This window comes from Pseudomonas sp. T1.Ur (assembly GCF_023516725.1).
GTDB classification, from domain to species: Bacteria; Pseudomonadota; Gammaproteobacteria; order Pseudomonadales; family Pseudomonadaceae; genus Aquipseudomonas; species Aquipseudomonas alvandae.
Window position 1 is genome coordinate 4,437,992 of the sequence record NZ_JAMGSN010000001.1, and the last position, 16,406, is coordinate 4,454,397.

At 61.0% G+C, this 16,406-nt stretch carries 15 protein-coding genes and 1 other RNA gene; 4 read left to right on the forward strand and 12 right to left on the reverse strand.

Translation table 11 applies throughout. The features are described from left to right. Window positions 1–4: 4 nt before the first annotated feature. The 9 genes from mraY to rsmI form a co-directional block, all read right to left on the reverse strand. Window positions 5–1,087, reverse strand: coding sequence for a phospho-N-acetylmuramoyl-pentapeptide-transferase (gene mraY, locus M8Q45_RS19705; RefSeq protein ID WP_030139681.1), 1,083 nt, complete (start codon window positions 1,085–1,087; stop codon window positions 5–7). After that, the gene (locus M8Q45_RS19710; protein ID WP_249876065.1) at window positions 1,087–2,454 is read right to left on the reverse strand and encodes a UDP-N-acetylmuramoyl-tripeptide--D-alanyl-D-alanine ligase; all 1,368 of its coding nucleotides are present in this window, start codon (window positions 2,452–2,454) and stop codon (window positions 1,087–1,089) included. The genes mraY and M8Q45_RS19710 overlap by 1 nt, the downstream gene beginning before the upstream one ends. Continuing rightward, window positions 2,447–3,910 (reverse strand): UDP-N-acetylmuramoyl-L-alanyl-D-glutamate--2,6-diaminopimelate ligase, encoded by a 1,464-nt coding sequence (locus tag M8Q45_RS19715; protein WP_249876066.1) that lies wholly within the window; start codon window positions 3,908–3,910, stop codon window positions 2,447–2,449. The genes M8Q45_RS19710 and M8Q45_RS19715 overlap by 8 nt, the downstream gene beginning before the upstream one ends. Continuing rightward, window positions 3,910–5,649 carry a peptidoglycan D,D-transpeptidase FtsI family protein gene (locus M8Q45_RS19720; protein ID WP_181287711.1) on the reverse strand — a complete coding sequence of 580 codons (1,740 nt, stop codon included), beginning with the start codon at window positions 5,647–5,649 and terminating at the stop codon, window positions 3,910–3,912. The genes M8Q45_RS19715 and M8Q45_RS19720 overlap by 1 nt, the downstream gene beginning before the upstream one ends. Then, a complete protein-coding gene (gene ftsL / locus M8Q45_RS19725; protein WP_003178214.1) occupies window positions 5,649–5,942 on the reverse strand; it encodes a cell division protein FtsL in 294 nt (97 codons plus the stop codon). The genes M8Q45_RS19720 and ftsL overlap by 1 nt, the downstream gene beginning before the upstream one ends. Continuing rightward, a complete protein-coding gene (gene rsmH, locus M8Q45_RS19730; RefSeq protein ID WP_502940365.1) occupies window positions 5,939–6,886 on the reverse strand; it encodes a 16S rRNA (cytosine(1402)-N(4))-methyltransferase RsmH in 948 nt (315 codons plus the stop codon). The genes ftsL and rsmH overlap by 4 nt, the downstream gene beginning before the upstream one ends. Further along, the gene (gene mraZ / locus M8Q45_RS19735) at window positions 6,883–7,338 is read right to left on the reverse strand and encodes a division/cell wall cluster transcriptional repressor MraZ (protein WP_003205355.1); all 456 of its coding nucleotides are present in this window, start codon (window positions 7,336–7,338) and stop codon (window positions 6,883–6,885) included. Before mraZ ends, rsmH begins: the two co-directional genes overlap by 4 nt. 309 nt (window positions 7,339–7,647) lie before the next feature. Next, window positions 7,648–8,001, reverse strand: an RNA gene (gene rnpB, locus M8Q45_RS19740) — RNase P RNA component class A. Window positions 8,002–8,075: 74 nt separating this feature from the next. Then, window positions 8,076–8,981, reverse strand: a complete 906-nt coding sequence (gene rsmI / locus M8Q45_RS19745) for a 16S rRNA (cytidine(1402)-2'-O)-methyltransferase (protein ID WP_249876067.1) — start codon at window positions 8,979–8,981, stop codon at window positions 8,076–8,078. A 408-nt stretch (window positions 8,982–9,389) separates the two neighbouring features. On the opposite strand from rsmI, the gene M8Q45_RS19750 reads away from it, so the two are divergent. The 4 genes from M8Q45_RS19750 to M8Q45_RS19765 all read left to right on the forward strand — a co-directional run bounded on the left by M8Q45_RS19750 (window position 9,390) and on the right by M8Q45_RS19765 (window position 12,833). Continuing rightward, complete coding sequence (locus M8Q45_RS19750; protein ID WP_249876068.1) at window positions 9,390–11,201, forward strand: penicillin-binding protein activator; 1,812 nt, start codon at window positions 9,390–9,392, stop codon at window positions 11,199–11,201. Then, a complete protein-coding gene (locus tag M8Q45_RS19755) occupies window positions 11,201–11,563 on the forward strand; it encodes a YraN family protein (RefSeq protein ID WP_249876069.1) in 363 nt (120 codons plus the stop codon). Before M8Q45_RS19750 ends, M8Q45_RS19755 begins: the two co-directional genes overlap by 1 nt. A gap of 101 nt (window positions 11,564–11,664) precedes the next feature. Then, window positions 11,665–12,258 carry a phosphoheptose isomerase gene (locus tag M8Q45_RS19760; protein ID WP_249876070.1) on the forward strand — a complete coding sequence of 198 codons (594 nt, stop codon included), beginning with the start codon at window positions 11,665–11,667 and terminating at the stop codon, window positions 12,256–12,258. Then, entirely contained in the window at window positions 12,255–12,833 is a 579-nt protein-coding gene (locus M8Q45_RS19765; RefSeq protein ID WP_249876071.1) for a BON domain-containing protein, read from the forward strand. Before M8Q45_RS19760 ends, M8Q45_RS19765 begins: the two co-directional genes overlap by 4 nt. Before the next feature lie 638 nt (window positions 12,834–13,471). Here the strand turns inward: M8Q45_RS19765 and ltrA are convergent. From ltrA to M8Q45_RS19780, 3 genes are all read right to left on the reverse strand, one after another. Further along, window positions 13,472–14,764, reverse strand: coding sequence for a group II intron reverse transcriptase/maturase (ltrA, locus tag M8Q45_RS19770; protein ID WP_249875401.1), 1,293 nt, complete (start codon window positions 14,762–14,764; stop codon window positions 13,472–13,474). 544 nt (window positions 14,765–15,308) lie between these two features. Beyond that, the gene (locus M8Q45_RS19775) at window positions 15,309–15,722 is read right to left on the reverse strand and encodes a ClpXP protease specificity-enhancing factor (RefSeq protein WP_039591562.1); all 414 of its coding nucleotides are present in this window, start codon (window positions 15,720–15,722) and stop codon (window positions 15,309–15,311) included. Window positions 15,723–15,738: 16 nt separating this feature from the next. Beyond that, the gene (locus M8Q45_RS19780) at window positions 15,739–16,356 is read right to left on the reverse strand and encodes a glutathione S-transferase N-terminal domain-containing protein (RefSeq protein ID WP_030138559.1); all 618 of its coding nucleotides are present in this window, start codon (window positions 16,354–16,356) and stop codon (window positions 15,739–15,741) included. Window positions 16,357–16,406: the final 50 nt, after the last annotated feature.

The following is a 16,406-nucleotide window of genomic DNA, read 5'->3' on the forward strand; positions in this document are numbered from 1 at the left end:
CGTTCTACCTCAGCTTCAGGGTGGCAAGGCCGATCAGCACCAGAATCACGGTGATGATCCAGAAACGGACGATCACGCGCGGCTCGGGCCAGCCCTTGAGTTCAAAGTGGTGGTGGATCGGCGCCATGCGGAATACGCGGCGGCCGGTCAATTTAAAGGAGGCGACCTGAATGACGACTGACAAGGTCTCCATCACGAACACGCCGCCCATGATGAACAGGACGATTTCCTGGCGAACGATGACCGCGATGGTGCCCAGGGCCGCGCCCAGCGCCAGCGCGCCGACATCGCCCATGAAGACTTGCGCCGGGTAGGTGTTGAACCACAGGAAACCCAGGCCGGCACCGATCAGCGCACCGCAGAACACAATCAGCTCACCGGCGCCCGGCACGTAAGGGATCAGCAGGTATTCGGCGAACTTCACGTTACCCGACAGGTAGCAGAAGATCCCCAGCGCGCCGCCGACCATCACTGTCGGCATGATCGCCAGGCCGTCGAGGCCGTCGGTGAGGTTGACCGCGTTGCTCGAACCAACGATCACCAGGTAGGTCAGCACGATGAAGCCCGCGCCCAGCGGAATGCTGTAGTCCTTGAGCATCGGCAGGATCAGGGTGGTCTCTACCGGCGAGGCGGCAGTCATATAAAGGAAGATCGCCGCGCCGAGGCCGAACACCGACTGCCAGAAATATTTCCAGCGGCTTGGCAGCCCACGGGAGTTCTTCTCGATGACCTTGCGGTAGTCGTCGACCCAGCCGATGGCGCCGAAGAACAGCGTCACCAGCAGCACGACCCAGACGTAACGGTTCGCCAGGTCAGCCCAGAGCAAGGTGCTGATGCCGATGGACGACAGGATCAGCGCGCCGCCCATGGTCGGCGTACCGGATTTGGACAAGTGCGATTGCGGGCCATCGTTACGGACCGACTGGCCGATTTGCAGGCTCTGCAGGGTACGGATCATCCACGGGCCCAGGAACAGCGACAACGACAACGCGGTCAGCACACCCAGGATCCCGCGCAGGGTCAGGTACTGGAAGACCGCGAAGCCTTTGTGGAACTGTTGCAGGTACTCCGCTAGCAGCAGCAGCATTAATGTTTCTCCATACGGGTGCCGCACAAAGCCGCCACGATGTTTTCCATCGCCGCACTGCGTGAGCCCTTGATCAATAAGGTGGTGTTCGGGTCTTGCTCGGCGCCCAGGGCCTGGATCAGCTCGGCCTGGGTGGTGAAATGCTGTGCGTGCTCGCCAAACGCCGCCACCGCATGGGCCATCATCGGGCCAACGGCGTACAACGCGTCGACCTTGCCGCGCGCATAGGCACCGACGTCGTGATGCCCCTGTTGCGCCCACTCACCCAACTCGCCGATATCCCCCAGCACCAATACGGTACGGCCGGAGAAACCGGCGAGGATATCCACGGCCGCGCACATCGACGTCGGATTGGCGTTGTAGGTGTCATCGATGACGCGCATGCCATTGCTGGCCAGTTGCGCGACGGAGCGCCCCTTGACCGGCTGCACGGCGTTCAGCCCGGCGACGATGCCTGGCAGCGACACACCCAGCGCATGGGCGGCCGCAGCGGCGGCCAGGGCATTGGCAACGTTATGGGTGCCGAGCAGGTTCAACTGCACGCGCTCGGCACCGTCGGGGCTGTGCAGGTTGAAAGCCGGGCAGCCGCGGGCATCGCGGTCCAGGTCGCTGGCGTAGAAATTCGCCGCGAGGTTGCTCAGGGCGAAGGTCAGCACCTTGCGCTCGCCCGCCCGGGCCTTCCAGATTTCGAAAGCCTTGTCGTCGAGATTGAGCACGGCGACGCCATCGGCAGCCAGCCCTTCGATGATTTCGCCCTTGGCCTCGACGATTTTTTCCGGGCCGCCGAACTCGCCGACGTGGGCGGTCCCGGCGTTGTTGAGCACCGCCACGTGGGGCTTGGTCATGCCGACGGTGTAGGCAATCTCGCCGAGCCGCGAGGCACCCAGCTCGATGACGGCGGCACTGTGCTCCGGCGCCAGTTCAAGCAGGGTCAACGGTACGCCGAGGTCGTTGTTCAGGTTGCCACGGGTCGCCAACACCGGACCGCGCGTGCGCAAGATACTGGCGAGCATTTCCTTGACCGTCGTCTTGCCGCTGGAGCCGGTGATGGCCGCGACCGGGTTGGCAAATGCCGCACGATTCAACGCACCGAGCTGGCCCAGGGCCTGGCGGGTGTCGCCGACCAGCAATTGTGGCAGCGTGCTGTTGGTCACTTCGCGCTCGACCAACGCCGCGACCGCGCCCTTGCCCGCCACGTCGTTCAAATAATCGTGGCCGTCGAAACGCGGTCCGGCCAGGGCGATGAACAACTGGCCCGGCGCGATCGCCCGGCTGTCGATGCTGACGCCGTTGAACGTGGCGTCCGCAGCGATCAGGCGCGCGCCCAGGGCGTTCGTCAGTTCGCTGAGTTTCAAGGCCTTAAGCATGGGCCACCTCCCATGCGGTCAGCGCGTGATCGGCTTCCACCAGATCGGAAAACCCGTGGCGCTCACCGTTGATTTCCTGGTAGTCCTCGTGCCCCTTGCCGGCCAGGACAATGACGTCATCCGCCGACGCACTGGCGATCAATTGGGCAATGGCCTGGCCGCGTCCGGCCACGAAGGTGACGTTATCCACGTCCGAGAAACCGGCCCTAATGTCGTCGAAGATCCGCGATGGGTCTTCGCTGCGTGGGTTGTCGTCAGTGACGAGTACACCATCGGCCAGCCGCTCCACGACTTCAGCCATCAACGGACGCTTGCCACGGTCACGATCGCCGCCACAGCCGAACAGGCACAGCAACCGCCCCTTGGCGTGAGGGCGCAACGCCGTGAGGACTTTTTCCAATGCGTCGGGGGTGTGGGCATAATCGACCACCACCAGCGGCTGGGTGCCACCGCCCAAGCGCTGCATGCGCCCGGCCGGGCCTTCGAGTTTTGGCAAGACCTTGAGGATTTCATCCAGCGCGTAGTCCAGCCCGAGCAAGGCGCCGACGGCGGCCAATACGTTGCTCAGATTGAAACGCCCCAACAAGGTACTGCGCAAATGATGCTCGCCCTGGGGCGTGACCAGCGTGGCGCGCACGCCTTCGTCATCGAACTGAGCCTGGCGCACGTAAAGGTAGGCGCTGGCGTCTTCCAGGCTATAGGTGATCAACCGGGACTCACGCTGCTCGGCGGCCAGTTGCCGACCGAACTCGTCATCGATATTGATGACCCGGCACTTCAGGTTGTTCCAGGCAAACAGCCGGGCCTTGGCCTCGCCGTAGGCCTGCATCGTGCCGTGGTAATCCAGGTGATCGCGGGACAGGTTGGTCAGCACCGCTACATCGAAGGCCAGCGCGGTGACCCGGCCTTGATCGAGACCGTGGGAGGAGACTTCCATCGCGACGGCCTTGGCGCCAGCCTTCTTCAGGTCCGCCAGGGTCGCTTGCACGGCAATCGGATTCGGCGTGGTGTGCAGCCCGCTTTGCAGGGCGCCGTGGAAACCGTTGCCCAGGGTCCCGACAATGCCGCAATGCTGCCCGAGCAGATCCAGCGCCTGCGCCACCAGCTGGGTCACGCTGGTCTTGCCGTTGGTGCCGGTCACACCGATCAGATTCAGGTGACGGCTCGGCTCACCGTAGAAGCGCCCGGCGATATCCGACAGCTGCGCCGCCAGTCCCTTGACGGGGATCAGCGGGACGTCGGTGATCGGCAGCACGGTTGCGCCGCTCACTTCATAGGCCACGGCGGCCGCTCCGCGCTTCAAGGCGTCGGCGATGTGGTCGCGGCCATCGAAACGGGCTCCCGGCACGGCCAGGAACAGGTCACCGGCGCGCACGTCACGGCTGTCGAGGGCCAATTCGCGAATCAGCAGGTCGTGACCGGCGTGGGCAAAAATCTTGTTCAGGCTCAGGGACATCAGCCGCGCCCTCCGTCAGCTTTCAAGGGAACGACCGGGGCGGTACTCGCCTGCTGGGTCGGCGGCAGGTTATCCGGGGTAACGTTCATCAGGCGCAGGGTGCCGGACATCACTTTGCTGAACACCGGCGCGGAAACCAGGCCACCGAAGTAACCGGCCTTGCTCGGTTCGTCGATGACCACCACGATGGCATAGCGCGGATCGCTCATCGGGCCGAAGCCGGCGAACAGCGAACGATAGGAGTTTTCGGCATAGCCCTTGGTACCCACGGACGTCTTGCGGGCCGTACCCGACTTGCCGGCGACGTGATAGGCCGGCACTTGGGCGCGATAGACACCGCGCGGCGCCTCGATCACCTGTTGCAACATGCCCTGCATGGTCTTGGCGACGTTTTCCGGAATGACCTGGGTGGTCTGCGGCGCCTTGTCAGTCTTGATCAGGGTCAGCGGGGCGATACGCCCGTTGTTGGCCAACGCGGAAAACGCATGGACGAGCTGGATCGCGGTCACGGAAACACCATAGCCGTACGACAACGTGGCGGTTTCAGCCTTGCGCCAGTCACGGTAGTTCGGCAGGTTGCCGACGCGCTCGCCCGGGAAGCCCAGGCCAGTGTCCTGGCCAAGGCCGATTTTCTGGGCCAGGCGATAAATCGTCTCGCCGCCGATGTCGAAGGCGATCTTGCTCATGCCAACGTTACTGGAGTTGATCAGGATGCCGGTCAGGTCGAGCACCGGCCCTTCGGTCTTGGACACGTCGCGAATGGTGTACTTGCCGATCTGCAGGGTGCCCGGGTACACCTCGACGGTATCGCTCGGTTTCCAGCGCCCGGTTTCAAGGGCGGCGGCCATGGACACGGCCTTCATGGTCGAGCCCGGCTCGAACACGTCGATCATGGCGCGGTTGCGCATCATCGCCGGTTGCAGGTTGCGGCGGTTGTTCGGGTTGTAGGTTGGCTGGTTGACCATGGCCAGGATCTCGCCGGTCTTCACGTCCATGATCACCAGGCTGCCGGCCTTGGCACCGTTCTCGACGATGGCATTGCGCAACTCGCGGTTGGCCAGGTATTGCAGGCGCAGGTCAATGGACAACGCCAAGGGCTTGCCGGCCTTGGCGTTTTTGGTGACTTGGACATCCTTGATCAACCGGCCGCGCCGGTCCTTGATGACCTGGCGCTTGCCGGCGACCCCGGCGAGCCATTCGTCATAGGCCAGTTCGACCCCTTCCCGCCCTCGATCATCGATATCGGTAAACCCGACCATGTGGGCGGTGACTTCACCGGCCGGGTAGAAACGCCGGAACTCTTCGATGCCGTAGACGCCCGGCACTTTCAAATCGAGCACACTCTGGCCCTGCTCGGGGGTCAACCCGCGCACCAGATAGATGAATTCTTTATTGGCCTGGGCTTCAAGCCGTTCAGCCAGGGCCTTTGGATCCTGGCCTAGAGCGGCAGCCAGCGCCGGCCACTTTTCCTTGGCCTGCTGCATTTCCTTGGCGTTCGCCCACAAGGTCGTCACCGGCGTACTCACGGCCAACGGTTCGCCGTTGCGGTCGGTGATCAGCCCACGGTGGGCCGGGATCGGAATGTGACGCACGCTACGGGCGTCGCCCTGGCCCTTGAGGAAATCGCGGTCGACCACTTGCAGGTCGATAATGCGCCACGAAATCGCGGCCACCATGATGCCGAGCAAGCCCAGGACCAGGCGGAACCGCCACGGGAACAGTGCCCCCTCGAGCTTCATCATGGCGCCACCATCTGCACTTCGGCGGCGCCGGGGATGCGCATCTTCAATTGTTCAGTGGCCAACACTTCGATACGGCTGTGGGCGGTCCAGGTGCTTTGCTCCAGGATCAACCGGCCCCACTCGGCCTGCGCTTTGTCGCGAACACTCAGCTCGTTATAAAGGGTATTGAGCAACTGGCGGTTCCAGTGCGCACTGTAAGACACGGCGATGGCCGACACGAGCACGCCGATAAACAGCAGCAGCATGAAAAAGCTGCCGCCCGGCAGGGGCTTGGCGAAGAGCTTGCTCACCGCAACTTCTCCGCAACACGCATGACAGCGCTACGGGCACGTGGATTGGCCTTGAGCTCGGCCTCGGAGGCGAACTGCGCTTTGCCATGAATCTTGATTTTCGGTACGAAAGCCTCAAAACGCACCGGCAGGTTGCGCGGCAGGTTGTCGGCTTCGCCTTTGGTGAGCTTGCGCATGAACAGTTTGACGATACGGTCTTCCAGGGAGTGGAAGCTGATCACCACCAGGCGACCACCCACCTCCAGCGCTTCAAGAGCGGCGTCGAGGCCAGCCTCAAGGTCACCCAACTCGTTGTTGACGTGAATGCGCAGGCCTTGGAAAGCCCGGGTTGCCGGATTCTTGCCTTTTTCCCAGGCCGGGTTGGCCACTTTCAAAACTTCGGCCAAATCACCGGTACGTTCGAACGGCTTGATGTCACGACGCTCGACCACGGCACGAGCCATGCGGCCGGAGAAACGCTCTTCGCCGTATTCCTTGAAGACACGGGCGATTTCTTCCACCGGGGCGGTGTTGACGAATTCGGCGGCACTGATGCCGCGGGACGGGTCCATGCGCATGTCCAGCGGACCGTCATTGAGGAAACTGAAGCCGCGCTCAGGGTCGTCCAGCTGCGGCGAAGATACGCCGAGGTCCAGCAGCACGCCGCTGATCTTGCCGGCCAGGCCGCGCTGTTCGACTTCCGCACCCAGCTCGGCAAAGCTGCGCTGCACAACGACAAAGCGGCCGTCTTCGGCCGCCAGCGCTTGCCCGGTGGCAATCGCTTGAGGATCCTTGTCGAACCCCAGCAACCGACCGTCTGGCCCGAGCTGGCTGAGGATCAGCCGGCTGTGTCCGCCACGTCCGAACGTACCGTCCAGATAGCAGCCATCAGGACGTACGGCGAGAGCCTCGACGGCTTCGTCAAGCAGTACGGTGATGTGGTTAAAGCCGCTATCAATAGTCACAGGATCAAATCACGCAGTTCATCAGGCATGGCGCCCGGTTGTTGAATAGCAGCGAGGTCAGCGGCGGAAACCGCATTCCAGGCATCTTCGTCCCACAATTGGAACTTGTTCAGTTGGCCCACCAGCATCGCGCGCTTGTCCAGCTTGGCGTATTCGCGCAGGCGCGGCGGCACCAGGAAACGACCACTGCCATCGAGTTCGAGGTCGACGGCATTACCGATCAGCAAGCGTTGCAGGCGGCGGTTCTCTTCTCGCAACGAAGGCAGTGCGCGCAGTTTGGTTTCGATGATTTCCCATTCATCTAGAGGGTAAACGCATAAACATGGATCAACAGCGTCGATCGTGACGATTAACTGCCCTGAACTTCGCGAAACGAGCTCGTCACGATACCGGCTGGGCATGGCGAGCCGGCCTTTTGCATCGAGACTGATTGCGTTAGCTCCGCGAAACACGTCAGCGTTTCTCCACTTTTTGGCGTTTTACCTTCAAAAAAACCCACTTCATGCCACTTTCCGCCACTTGCGCACACTATAGGAATGCGCCCACCGCACCGTCAAGGCGCGCAATGAAGGAAAAGCCTTATAGATCGGAGATTTAGGAGCGTTTCAGGAGGGGTAACAAGAATCTGACGTAGGAAAATTCGCCTCAACTCAAAGCAGCACAGGAGGCTGCGCGCACAAGTTAAAGTGATTTGTTAAGAGTAAGATTTTTTTGGTATTAGGAATGGCTTCTGCCAGTGATTCCGGCAGGGAGGGAAAAAGGTGGAGAGTCGATCTGTAAGCCGGGTTCTGTCTTGAACAGTCATTCGTCTACGATGGCCATCACTGGACATCTTTAGCAACCTACCCGGTCCCAGCGCGGGCCACGCCTTGGGACCCTATTTGGTCTTGCTCCAAGTGGGGTTTACCTAGCCACGAACTGTTGCCAGCCGTGCGGTGCGCTCTTACCGCACCTTTTCACCCTTACCGGCGCCGAAGCGCTTAGGCGGTTATTTTCTGTGGCACTTTCCGTAGGCTCACGCCTCCCAGGCATTACCTGGCACTTCGCCCTATGGAGCCCGGACTTTCCTCCCCCCCCTAATTTTCATAGAGGGCAGCGACTGTCCGATCGACTCTCCGCCGCGAAGGTTAACGGTAGAGCGGCTCAAGAACAAGCGATAAAAGCCCATGGCCAGCCCGATGCGCCGGTTTCATTGGCCCTTCTGTTTTTCCAGCGCGACCTGATACAGCACATTCTTGCGCTCGCCGGTGATCTGCGCCGCGAGGGCTGCGGCCCGCTTGAGAGGCATCTCCTCCAGCAACAGGTCGAGAATGCGCATTGCCTCGGCGCTGACCGCGTCTTCGCTTTCAGGCGGAGTCCAGCCCGCCACCAGCACGACACACTCACCACGCTGTTGATTACTGTCGCCTTCGACGAAGGCTCGCAGCTCCGCCAACGGCAGGCCCTTGAGGGTTTCGAACGTCTTGGTCAATTCACGGGCCAACAACGCCTGGCGCTCGGGACCGAACACCTGCTCCATGTCTTGCAGGCACTCCAGGATGCGGTGCGGCGCCTCATAGAAAATCAGCGTGCGCGGCTCTTCCTTTATCGCCTCCAGGCGCGCCCGCCGCCCCACCGCCTTGGCGGGCAGGAAGCCCTCGAAGATGAACCGGTCCGACGGCAAGCCGGCTGCCGACAGCGCCGCAATCAATGCACAAGCCCCGGGCACCGGCACCACGTTGATACCAGCGGCACGCGCCTGGCGCACCAGGTGATAACCCGGATCGGAAATCAGTGGCGTGCCCGCATCGGAAATCAGCGCCACGTTATCGCCCGCCAGCAGGCGCGTGATAAAACGACTCCCCTCATCCCGCTCATTATGTTCATGACACGCCGCCAATGGCGTGGAAATTCCGAAGTGCTGCAGCAGGCGCTGGGAGTGGCGGGTGTCTTCGGCGGCGATAAGGGCCACGTCCCTCAGGATTTTCAGCGCACGAGCGCTGATATCGTCCAGGTTGCCGATGGGCGTCGCCACCACGTAAAGCGAGCCGGCAGCGGAATTCAAAGCACCTGGAGCAGTCAAAGCGCGTACCTCATGATCGGTAAAGAGCGGCATTGTAGCGTGTAGCGGCGGTCTCGGCTGTTCGCGGTAACGGGTAACCCCAGGCAATGCCGCTCACTGGAAAGTTACACAAGCCCTCGTGGCGAGGGAGCTTGCTCCCGCTCGGCTGCGTCCGTAGGAGCTGACGAGCGAAGCGAGGCTGCGATCTTTCCAAAGGCCATTGAGTCGAGAGCGAAAGATCAAGATCAAAAGATCGTCCGAACGCGGCCCGAGCCTTCGCCAGCGCCTACAGAGCCCAGCGGGAGCAAGCTCCCTCGCCACAAAGGGTCAATACCCGGCGTTTGTGCTGCGCCGCACGCCTTGAAATAGCTAAATTGATCGATTCACACCACTAACATCGCGCCCCGGCCAGCGCTTGGGTACAATTCGACGCTAATTTGATCTCGTATCAGGAACATTTACATGATCGCTTGCCTGCGGCTGCTCTCCGCCCTCTGCCTCGCTGCCCTCCTGGCCGCTTGCGCCAGCTCGCCCTCGTCCAGCCTTGGCGAACTTCCACGGACCCCGGATGCCAGTATCGAGCAATTGCTCGAACAGGCCACCCAAAGCAAAAACCCGGAAAAAGCCGCCCTGCTGCGCCTGAGTGCCGCAGACCTGGCCTACCGCCAAGGCAATGCTGGCCAGTCCGCACAGATCCTGCAGCAGGTGCCGATGGAGTCACTCAAGCCCGGTCAGCAGATCTTCGCCAGCACGCTGTCGGCCGAACTGGCCATGACACGCAACCAGCCCAAGGCCGCCCTGGCTTCGCTGAGCCATCCGAGCCTGCAGCACCTGAGCGAAATGCCAGTGGAACAGCAGGTCCGCACCGGCACCGTCCGTGCTCGCGCCCTTGAAGCCGATGGCCAGACCCTGGCCGCTGCCAAGGAGCGGATCTTTATCGCCCCACTGCTGGAAGGCGAAGCGGCGGCAAAAAACCACGAGGCGATCTGGACGCTGATCGCCTCGCTGCCTACCGACCAACTGCAGCCGACCACCACCGCTGACCTCGGTGGCTGGCTGAGCCTGGCCAAGGCCGTGAAAACCGCCGGCACCCTGGAACAGCAACAAGCGGCGATCGATAGCTGGCGCGAACAGAACCCGAAACACCCGGCCGCGCGTCAATTGCCGACGCCACTGGTCAAGCTCAAGGAACTGGCGAGCCAGCCATTGAGCAAGATCGCCTTGCTGCTGCCGCAGAACGGCCCGCTGGCCTCGGTCGCCAAGGCCTTGCGTGATGGCTTCATGGCCGCGCACTACCAGGCCCAAACGGCCGGGCAGAAGCCGCCAAGCATCCAGATCTATGACAGCGCCAGCCTGACCTCGATGGATGAGTTCTATCGCAAGGCCCAGGCTGACGGCGTGCAGCTGGTAGTCGGCCCGCTGGAAAAACCCTTGGTCAAACAGATCAGCACGCGCCCGCAACTGCCGATCACGACCTTGGCCCTGAACTACAGCGAAGGCGAGCAAGGCCCACCCCAACTGTTCCAGTTCGGCCTGGCGCCGGAAGATGAAGCCCGCGAAGTGTCCCGTCGCGCCCGCGCCGACGGCCTGCATCGCGCCGCCGCCATGGTGCCGAAAGGCGAATGGGGCGATCGTGTATTGAAGGCCTTCAGCCAGGATTGGCAGGCCAACGGTGGGACCATCGTTGCGATCGAGCGTGTCGACCAACCCGTGCAACTGGCCCAGCAGATCGCCGACATGTTCCAACTGCGCCAGAGCGAAGGTCGCGCCAAGAGTCTGCAGAACACAGTAGGCACCACGGTCGCCGCCCAGCCGTCTCGTCGCCAGGACATCGAGTTCATTTTCCTCGCATCGACGCCACAGCAGGCCCAGCAGATCAAACCAACGCTGAACTTCCAGTACGCCGGCGACGTGCCAGTCTATGCAACGTCTTCGGTGTTCAGCGTCAGCGGCGACCAGAACCAGTACAACGACATGAATGGCGTACGCTTCTGCGAAACACCATGGCTGCTCGACGCCAATGACCCACTGCGCCAACAGGTGACTGCACAATGGCCCCAGGCCGGTGGCAGCCTGGGCCGACTGTATGCGATGGGAGCTGACGCTTATCGCCTCGCACCGCGCCTGGGCCAGCTCAAGGCATTGCCGCAAAGCCGTATCGAAGGCCTGTCGGGCAGCCTGGCTATCTCGCCGACCCAGCGCGTGCAACGTCAATTGCCTTGGGCTCAATTCGTCAACGGCCAAGTGCAGCGCCTGCCGGATACCCAGCGCTGATGCCCGATCGATCCCACTTGCAAAGCGGAAAAGATGCCGAGGGCCACGCCCTCGCGCATCTGCAACAACAAGGTCTACGCCTGCTGGCGCAGAACTGGTTATGCAAACGCGGCGAGCTGGATCTGGTCATGCTTGACGGCGATACAGTAGTATTCGTTGAAGTCCGTTATAGAAAAAATACCCAATGGGGTGGCGCGCTCGACAGCATCGACGAGCGCAAACGCCGAAAGCTGGTTTTCGCTGCGCAGTATTTCCTGCAAAGCGAATCTCGCTGGGCCGATCATCCCTGCCGCTTCGACGTGGTTGCCATCGATAGCAACGTCGACCAGCTGAACTGGCTGCAGAATGCTTTCGACAGTTGAGCGCCCAGCCGAGCCGGACACCCCCACTTAACTTTTTTGCTCTTTGCTTTGCGCGCCGCACATGCCTGTGCCGATAAGTCGCGCTACTTAAGGTCACACAGATGGACATGCAATCGCGAATCCGCCAGCTTTTTCAGGCCAGTATCGACACCAAGCAACAGGCGATGGACATACTTGCACCGCACATCGAGCAAGCCAGCCAAGTGATGGTCAACGCCCTGCTCAACGAGGGCAAGATGCTCTCATGCGGCAATGGCGGCTCCGCCGGCGATGCCCAGCATTTCTCCTCGGAGCTGCTCAACCGTTTCGAACGCGAGCGCCCGAGCCTGCCGGCCATCGCCCTGACAACCGACAGCTCGACGATCACTTCGATCGCCAACGACTACAGCTACAACGAAGTCTTCTCCAAGCAGATCCGCGCCCTCGGACAGCCCGGCGATGTACTTCTGGCGATCTCCACCAGCGGTAACTCGGCCAATATTATTCAAGCGATCCAGGCCGCACATGATCGCGAAATGATTGTCGTAGCATTGACCGGTCGCGACGGCGGCGGCATGGCATCCCTGCTCTTGCCTGAAGACGTCGAGATTCGCGTACCAGCCAATGTCACCGCACGTATCCAGGAAGTCCACCTGCTGGCGATCCACTGCCTTTGCGACTTGATCGACAGCCAACTGTTCGGGAGTGAAGAATGACCCCTAATCGCCTAGGCCTACTGGCCCTGACCCTGTGCCTCGGCATCAGCGGCTGCACATCGGTGGTTAACGCCAGCCGGGAAAAGCCCATTGAAGATGACCGCGGCACCCGCACCTTCGGCAGCAAGATCGATGACTCGCTGATCGAAACCAAGGTAGGCGTGAACATCGCCAAGGCCGACCCGGACCTGGACCACAACTCGCACATCGTCGTCACCAGCTTCAACGGCGTCGTACTGCTGGCCGGCCAGACGCCACGCGCGGACCTGAAGGCCAAGGCCGAGCAGGAAGCCAGCGCAGTGCAGCGGGTCAAGACCGTGCATAACGAACTTCAGGTCCTGCAACCTTCTTCGCTGCTCGCGCGTCAGAACGACGCCTGGCTGACCACCAAGATCAAGACACAGATGCTGACCGATGCCAGCATCCCGGGATCGCGCATCAAGGTCGTGACTGAAAACGGAATCGTCTACCTGTTGGGGCTGTTGACCAAGCAGGAAGCTGCGCAGGCGACCAACCTGGTACAGGGTGTGTCTGGGGTGCAGAAGATTGTGAAGTTGTTCGAGTACATCGACTGATATAGATGCTCGTACAAGAACGGCGCTTTTCCTGGAAAGGAAAGCGCCGTTTTTTATGGCTTCGTTTTGGGGCTGGTTGGTCGGTGTGTATATGTGTCCACTGGAGATTGAATGTGGGACCGAGCCTGCTCGCGATGGCGATGGTTCAGTCAAATGGATGCTGGGCTTGCCGGCCTCTTCGCGAGCAGGCTCGCTCCCACAGGGGTTCTGTATTGGATATGAATTTTGTCTCCACTGGAGATTGAATGTGGGAGCGAGCCTGCTCGCGATGGCGGTGGCTCAGTCAAATGGATGCTGGGCTTGCCGGCCTCTTCGCGAGCAAGCTCGCTCCCACAGGGGTTCTGTATTGGATATGAATTTTGTGTCCACTGGACATTGAATGTGGGAGCGAGCTTGCTCGCGATGGCGATGGTTCAGTCAAATGGATGCTGGGCTTGCCGGCCTCTTCGCGAGCAAGCCCGCTCCCACAGGACCTTGAAAGGGATGGTTGCAAGAGCGGAACCCTAAGCCGCCGTTACCGCAGCAACGGATATACACACCGACTACGAATCGGCATAGGGGTCGGCCTTTTCACAGGCCGCTCCCCTGCCACACCACCCGGCATGCGGGTCCGCACCGGGCGGTTCGAGAGATTGAGGTTATGGGAGTCGCACCAGACCCAGCCTGTCGAACCAGGCCACATCCAGCACTCGATTAAGCTCAAAGCGGCTGTTACGCCACCAACTACATGAGTTAGCCGCCACTTTCCGTGCGGTTTGAGCACTGGCCCCCAGAGCCCGCAGTTCGCGATAGATCGTCGGTCCACGCCTCCATTGCTTAAGCTGGATCGCTCGCAGTCGGTGTCGTATCCATTCGTCCAGCTCTCGCCAGACCTTCGGTGTTTGCGATAACCCAAAATAAGCTTTCCAGCCCAAGAGATAAGGACGTAAGTTTTCGACAACCTGCCCCATGCTGCGTCCCCCTGAGCGACGGGTGAGCACGCGTATTCGCTGCTTGAACTGCTTGCGCGCCTTGACCGACACCGCTCTCTTGACGCCTTTGGGTGACGCCCAAAAGGCATAGCCCAGAAACTTGCGACCAAATGCACTCGCCACCGCACTCTTGCTCTCGTTGACACTCAAGTGCAGTTTTTCATACAGACGCTTCAGCAGGACCATCACTCGCTGCCCAGCCTTCTTGCTGCGAACGTACACATTCGCATCATCGGCATAACGCACGAAACAATGGCCCCGACGTTCAAGCTCTCGATCCACTTCGTCCAGCAGCACATTCGCCAACAGCGGCGACAGCGGACCGCCTTGCGGCGCCCCGCAGCGGCTTTTCTCGACTACTCCATTGATCTGCGTTCCCGCATCCAGATACGCCCGAATCAGCCGGATAGCCGCCCGATCCGCAATCCGCTTGCATAAACGATCAATCAAAATGTCGTGGTCGACCCGGTCGAAGAACTTCTCCAAATCAACATCCACTACCACTTTGCGTCCCGAAGACACATGTCGCTGAGCCGCCAAAATGGCGTCCTGCGCACTGCGCCCCGGACGAAAACCGTAGCTGTGTTCACTGAAGGTTGGATCGAGCAGTGGCTGCAGGACTTGCAGCAATGCTTGTTGGATCAACCGGTCGGTGACCGTTGGAATGCCCAACTCGCGTTCGCCGCCGTCAGGCTTGGGGATGACCGCGCGTCGTACCGGACTGGGCCGGTAGACGCCTGAGAGAAGCTGTTCACAGATCACAGGCCATCGGGTCTGCAAAAGTTTCGCGGTCTGTTCAATGTCCAAACCGTCGACTCCTGCCGCCCCTTTGTTAGCCCTGACTCGTTTCCAGGCTCGTTTCAGGTTTGCTCTCGCAAAGGCCCGTTCCAGCAGCCCTTGCCCTGCGTTGTCGGTTTCATTTTGCGGGCAATTGACCTCGTCGCTGATGGGGCTTCTCACGGCTTCACCGCTCGCGTCCTCACATCCGCCCCGCGTTTGGCAGGCTTCTGACTTCCGGTTTCTCGCATCAACATGGCCTATAACGCTTTCTCTCGTTCGGCCCTTCGTCAAAAAAGACTACTACGGCCTCTGCTGACTTCTCGCTCCGGTTTTTTTTCACCGTCGCCCTTTCAGGCACAAGGCGAGATCTCCCCAGGTAAGAACGCAATCCTTCCCCGCACAACCGCCGAATTTACGCTGCCGCCCTTTGACCACAAGAGCTTCGCGATTTGCAGCTCGCTCGCCCTGGTCAGCATCGCCTTATATCCAGTTCTTGTTCATCGGCTCGCGGTTTCGATTCACGCTTCCTCCCCACACTCGGTCGCCCTCATGCAGTTGCGCTTCACTTCGTTCGCTGTGGTCAGCTCACGGTGGGACTTTCACCCACAAGATTGCGCCCATGCTGGGCGCACCACAAAAAAAATGCCCGCATCTCACGATACAGGCATTTTCTTCACCAAGTTGCAGGCTATCGCATACTCAGTGACTGGCACATATCTGCAGCCTACTTCACCACCTTCAAACTCGGCCGCCCACTGGGCCGTGGCGGTTCATCATCCGGCGGCGGCATATCATCGTCCGCCTCGAACTCTTCCTCACCGTCCAACGGCACTTCCAGCTCGAACACCATGCCTTGGCCATTCTCCCGGGCATAGATCCCAAGGATCGAAGCGATCGGCACGTACAGCGTATGCGGCACCCCACCGAAGCGCCCCTCGAAACTGACCGCATCGTTGTCCATGTGCAGGTGACGCACGGCGGCCGGCGATACGTTCAGTACAATCTGCCCGTCATTGGCAAAACCCTGCGGCACCTGTACCGATGGATATTCGGCATTGACCAGCATGTGCGGGGTGCAATCGTTGTCCACAATCCACTCGTAGAGCGCGCGGACCAGATAAGGTCGACTGGAGTTCATAGCGGCTCCCTAAGCCTTAGCGCATGTCGCGTTCGACGCCAGACAGACTCGCCTGGAAAGCCTCACGCGCAAATTGGCGCTCCATATAATCAAGCAACGGCTTGGCAGGCCGCGGCAGTTCGATACCCAGGATCGGCAAACGCCAGAGTATGGGCAATAGGCAGCAATCCACCAGACTTTGTTCCTCACTGAGGAAAAACGGCTTGTCGACAAACAGCGGCGACACGCCCGTCAGGCTTTCGCGCAGTTCCTTACGCGCCACGACCCGAGCCGGCTCCTTGGTCCGTGGATCCAGGATCAGGTCCACCAATCCGCACCAGTCACGCTGGATGCGATGGATGAGCAAACGACTGTTCGCCCGCGCGACGGGGTACACCGGCAGCAAAGGTGGATGCGGATAACGCTCATCCAGGTATTCCATCACCACAGTCGATTCCCACAACGCCAGGTCGCGATCGACCAGCGTGGGCAGGCTGCCGTAAGGGTTCACCTCGATCAGCTTCGGCGGCTGACGGCCCGCTTCGACGTAAATGATCTCGGCGCTGACACCCTTCTCGGCCAGTACGATACGTACCCGGTGGGAATAGTGGTCGGCGGGGTCGGAGTAACAGGCCAACCGATTGGTCACGCCCATGGCGATCCTCCTCGCTTGTTGAAATTATCGAAAAACGGAAAAACGAGCGC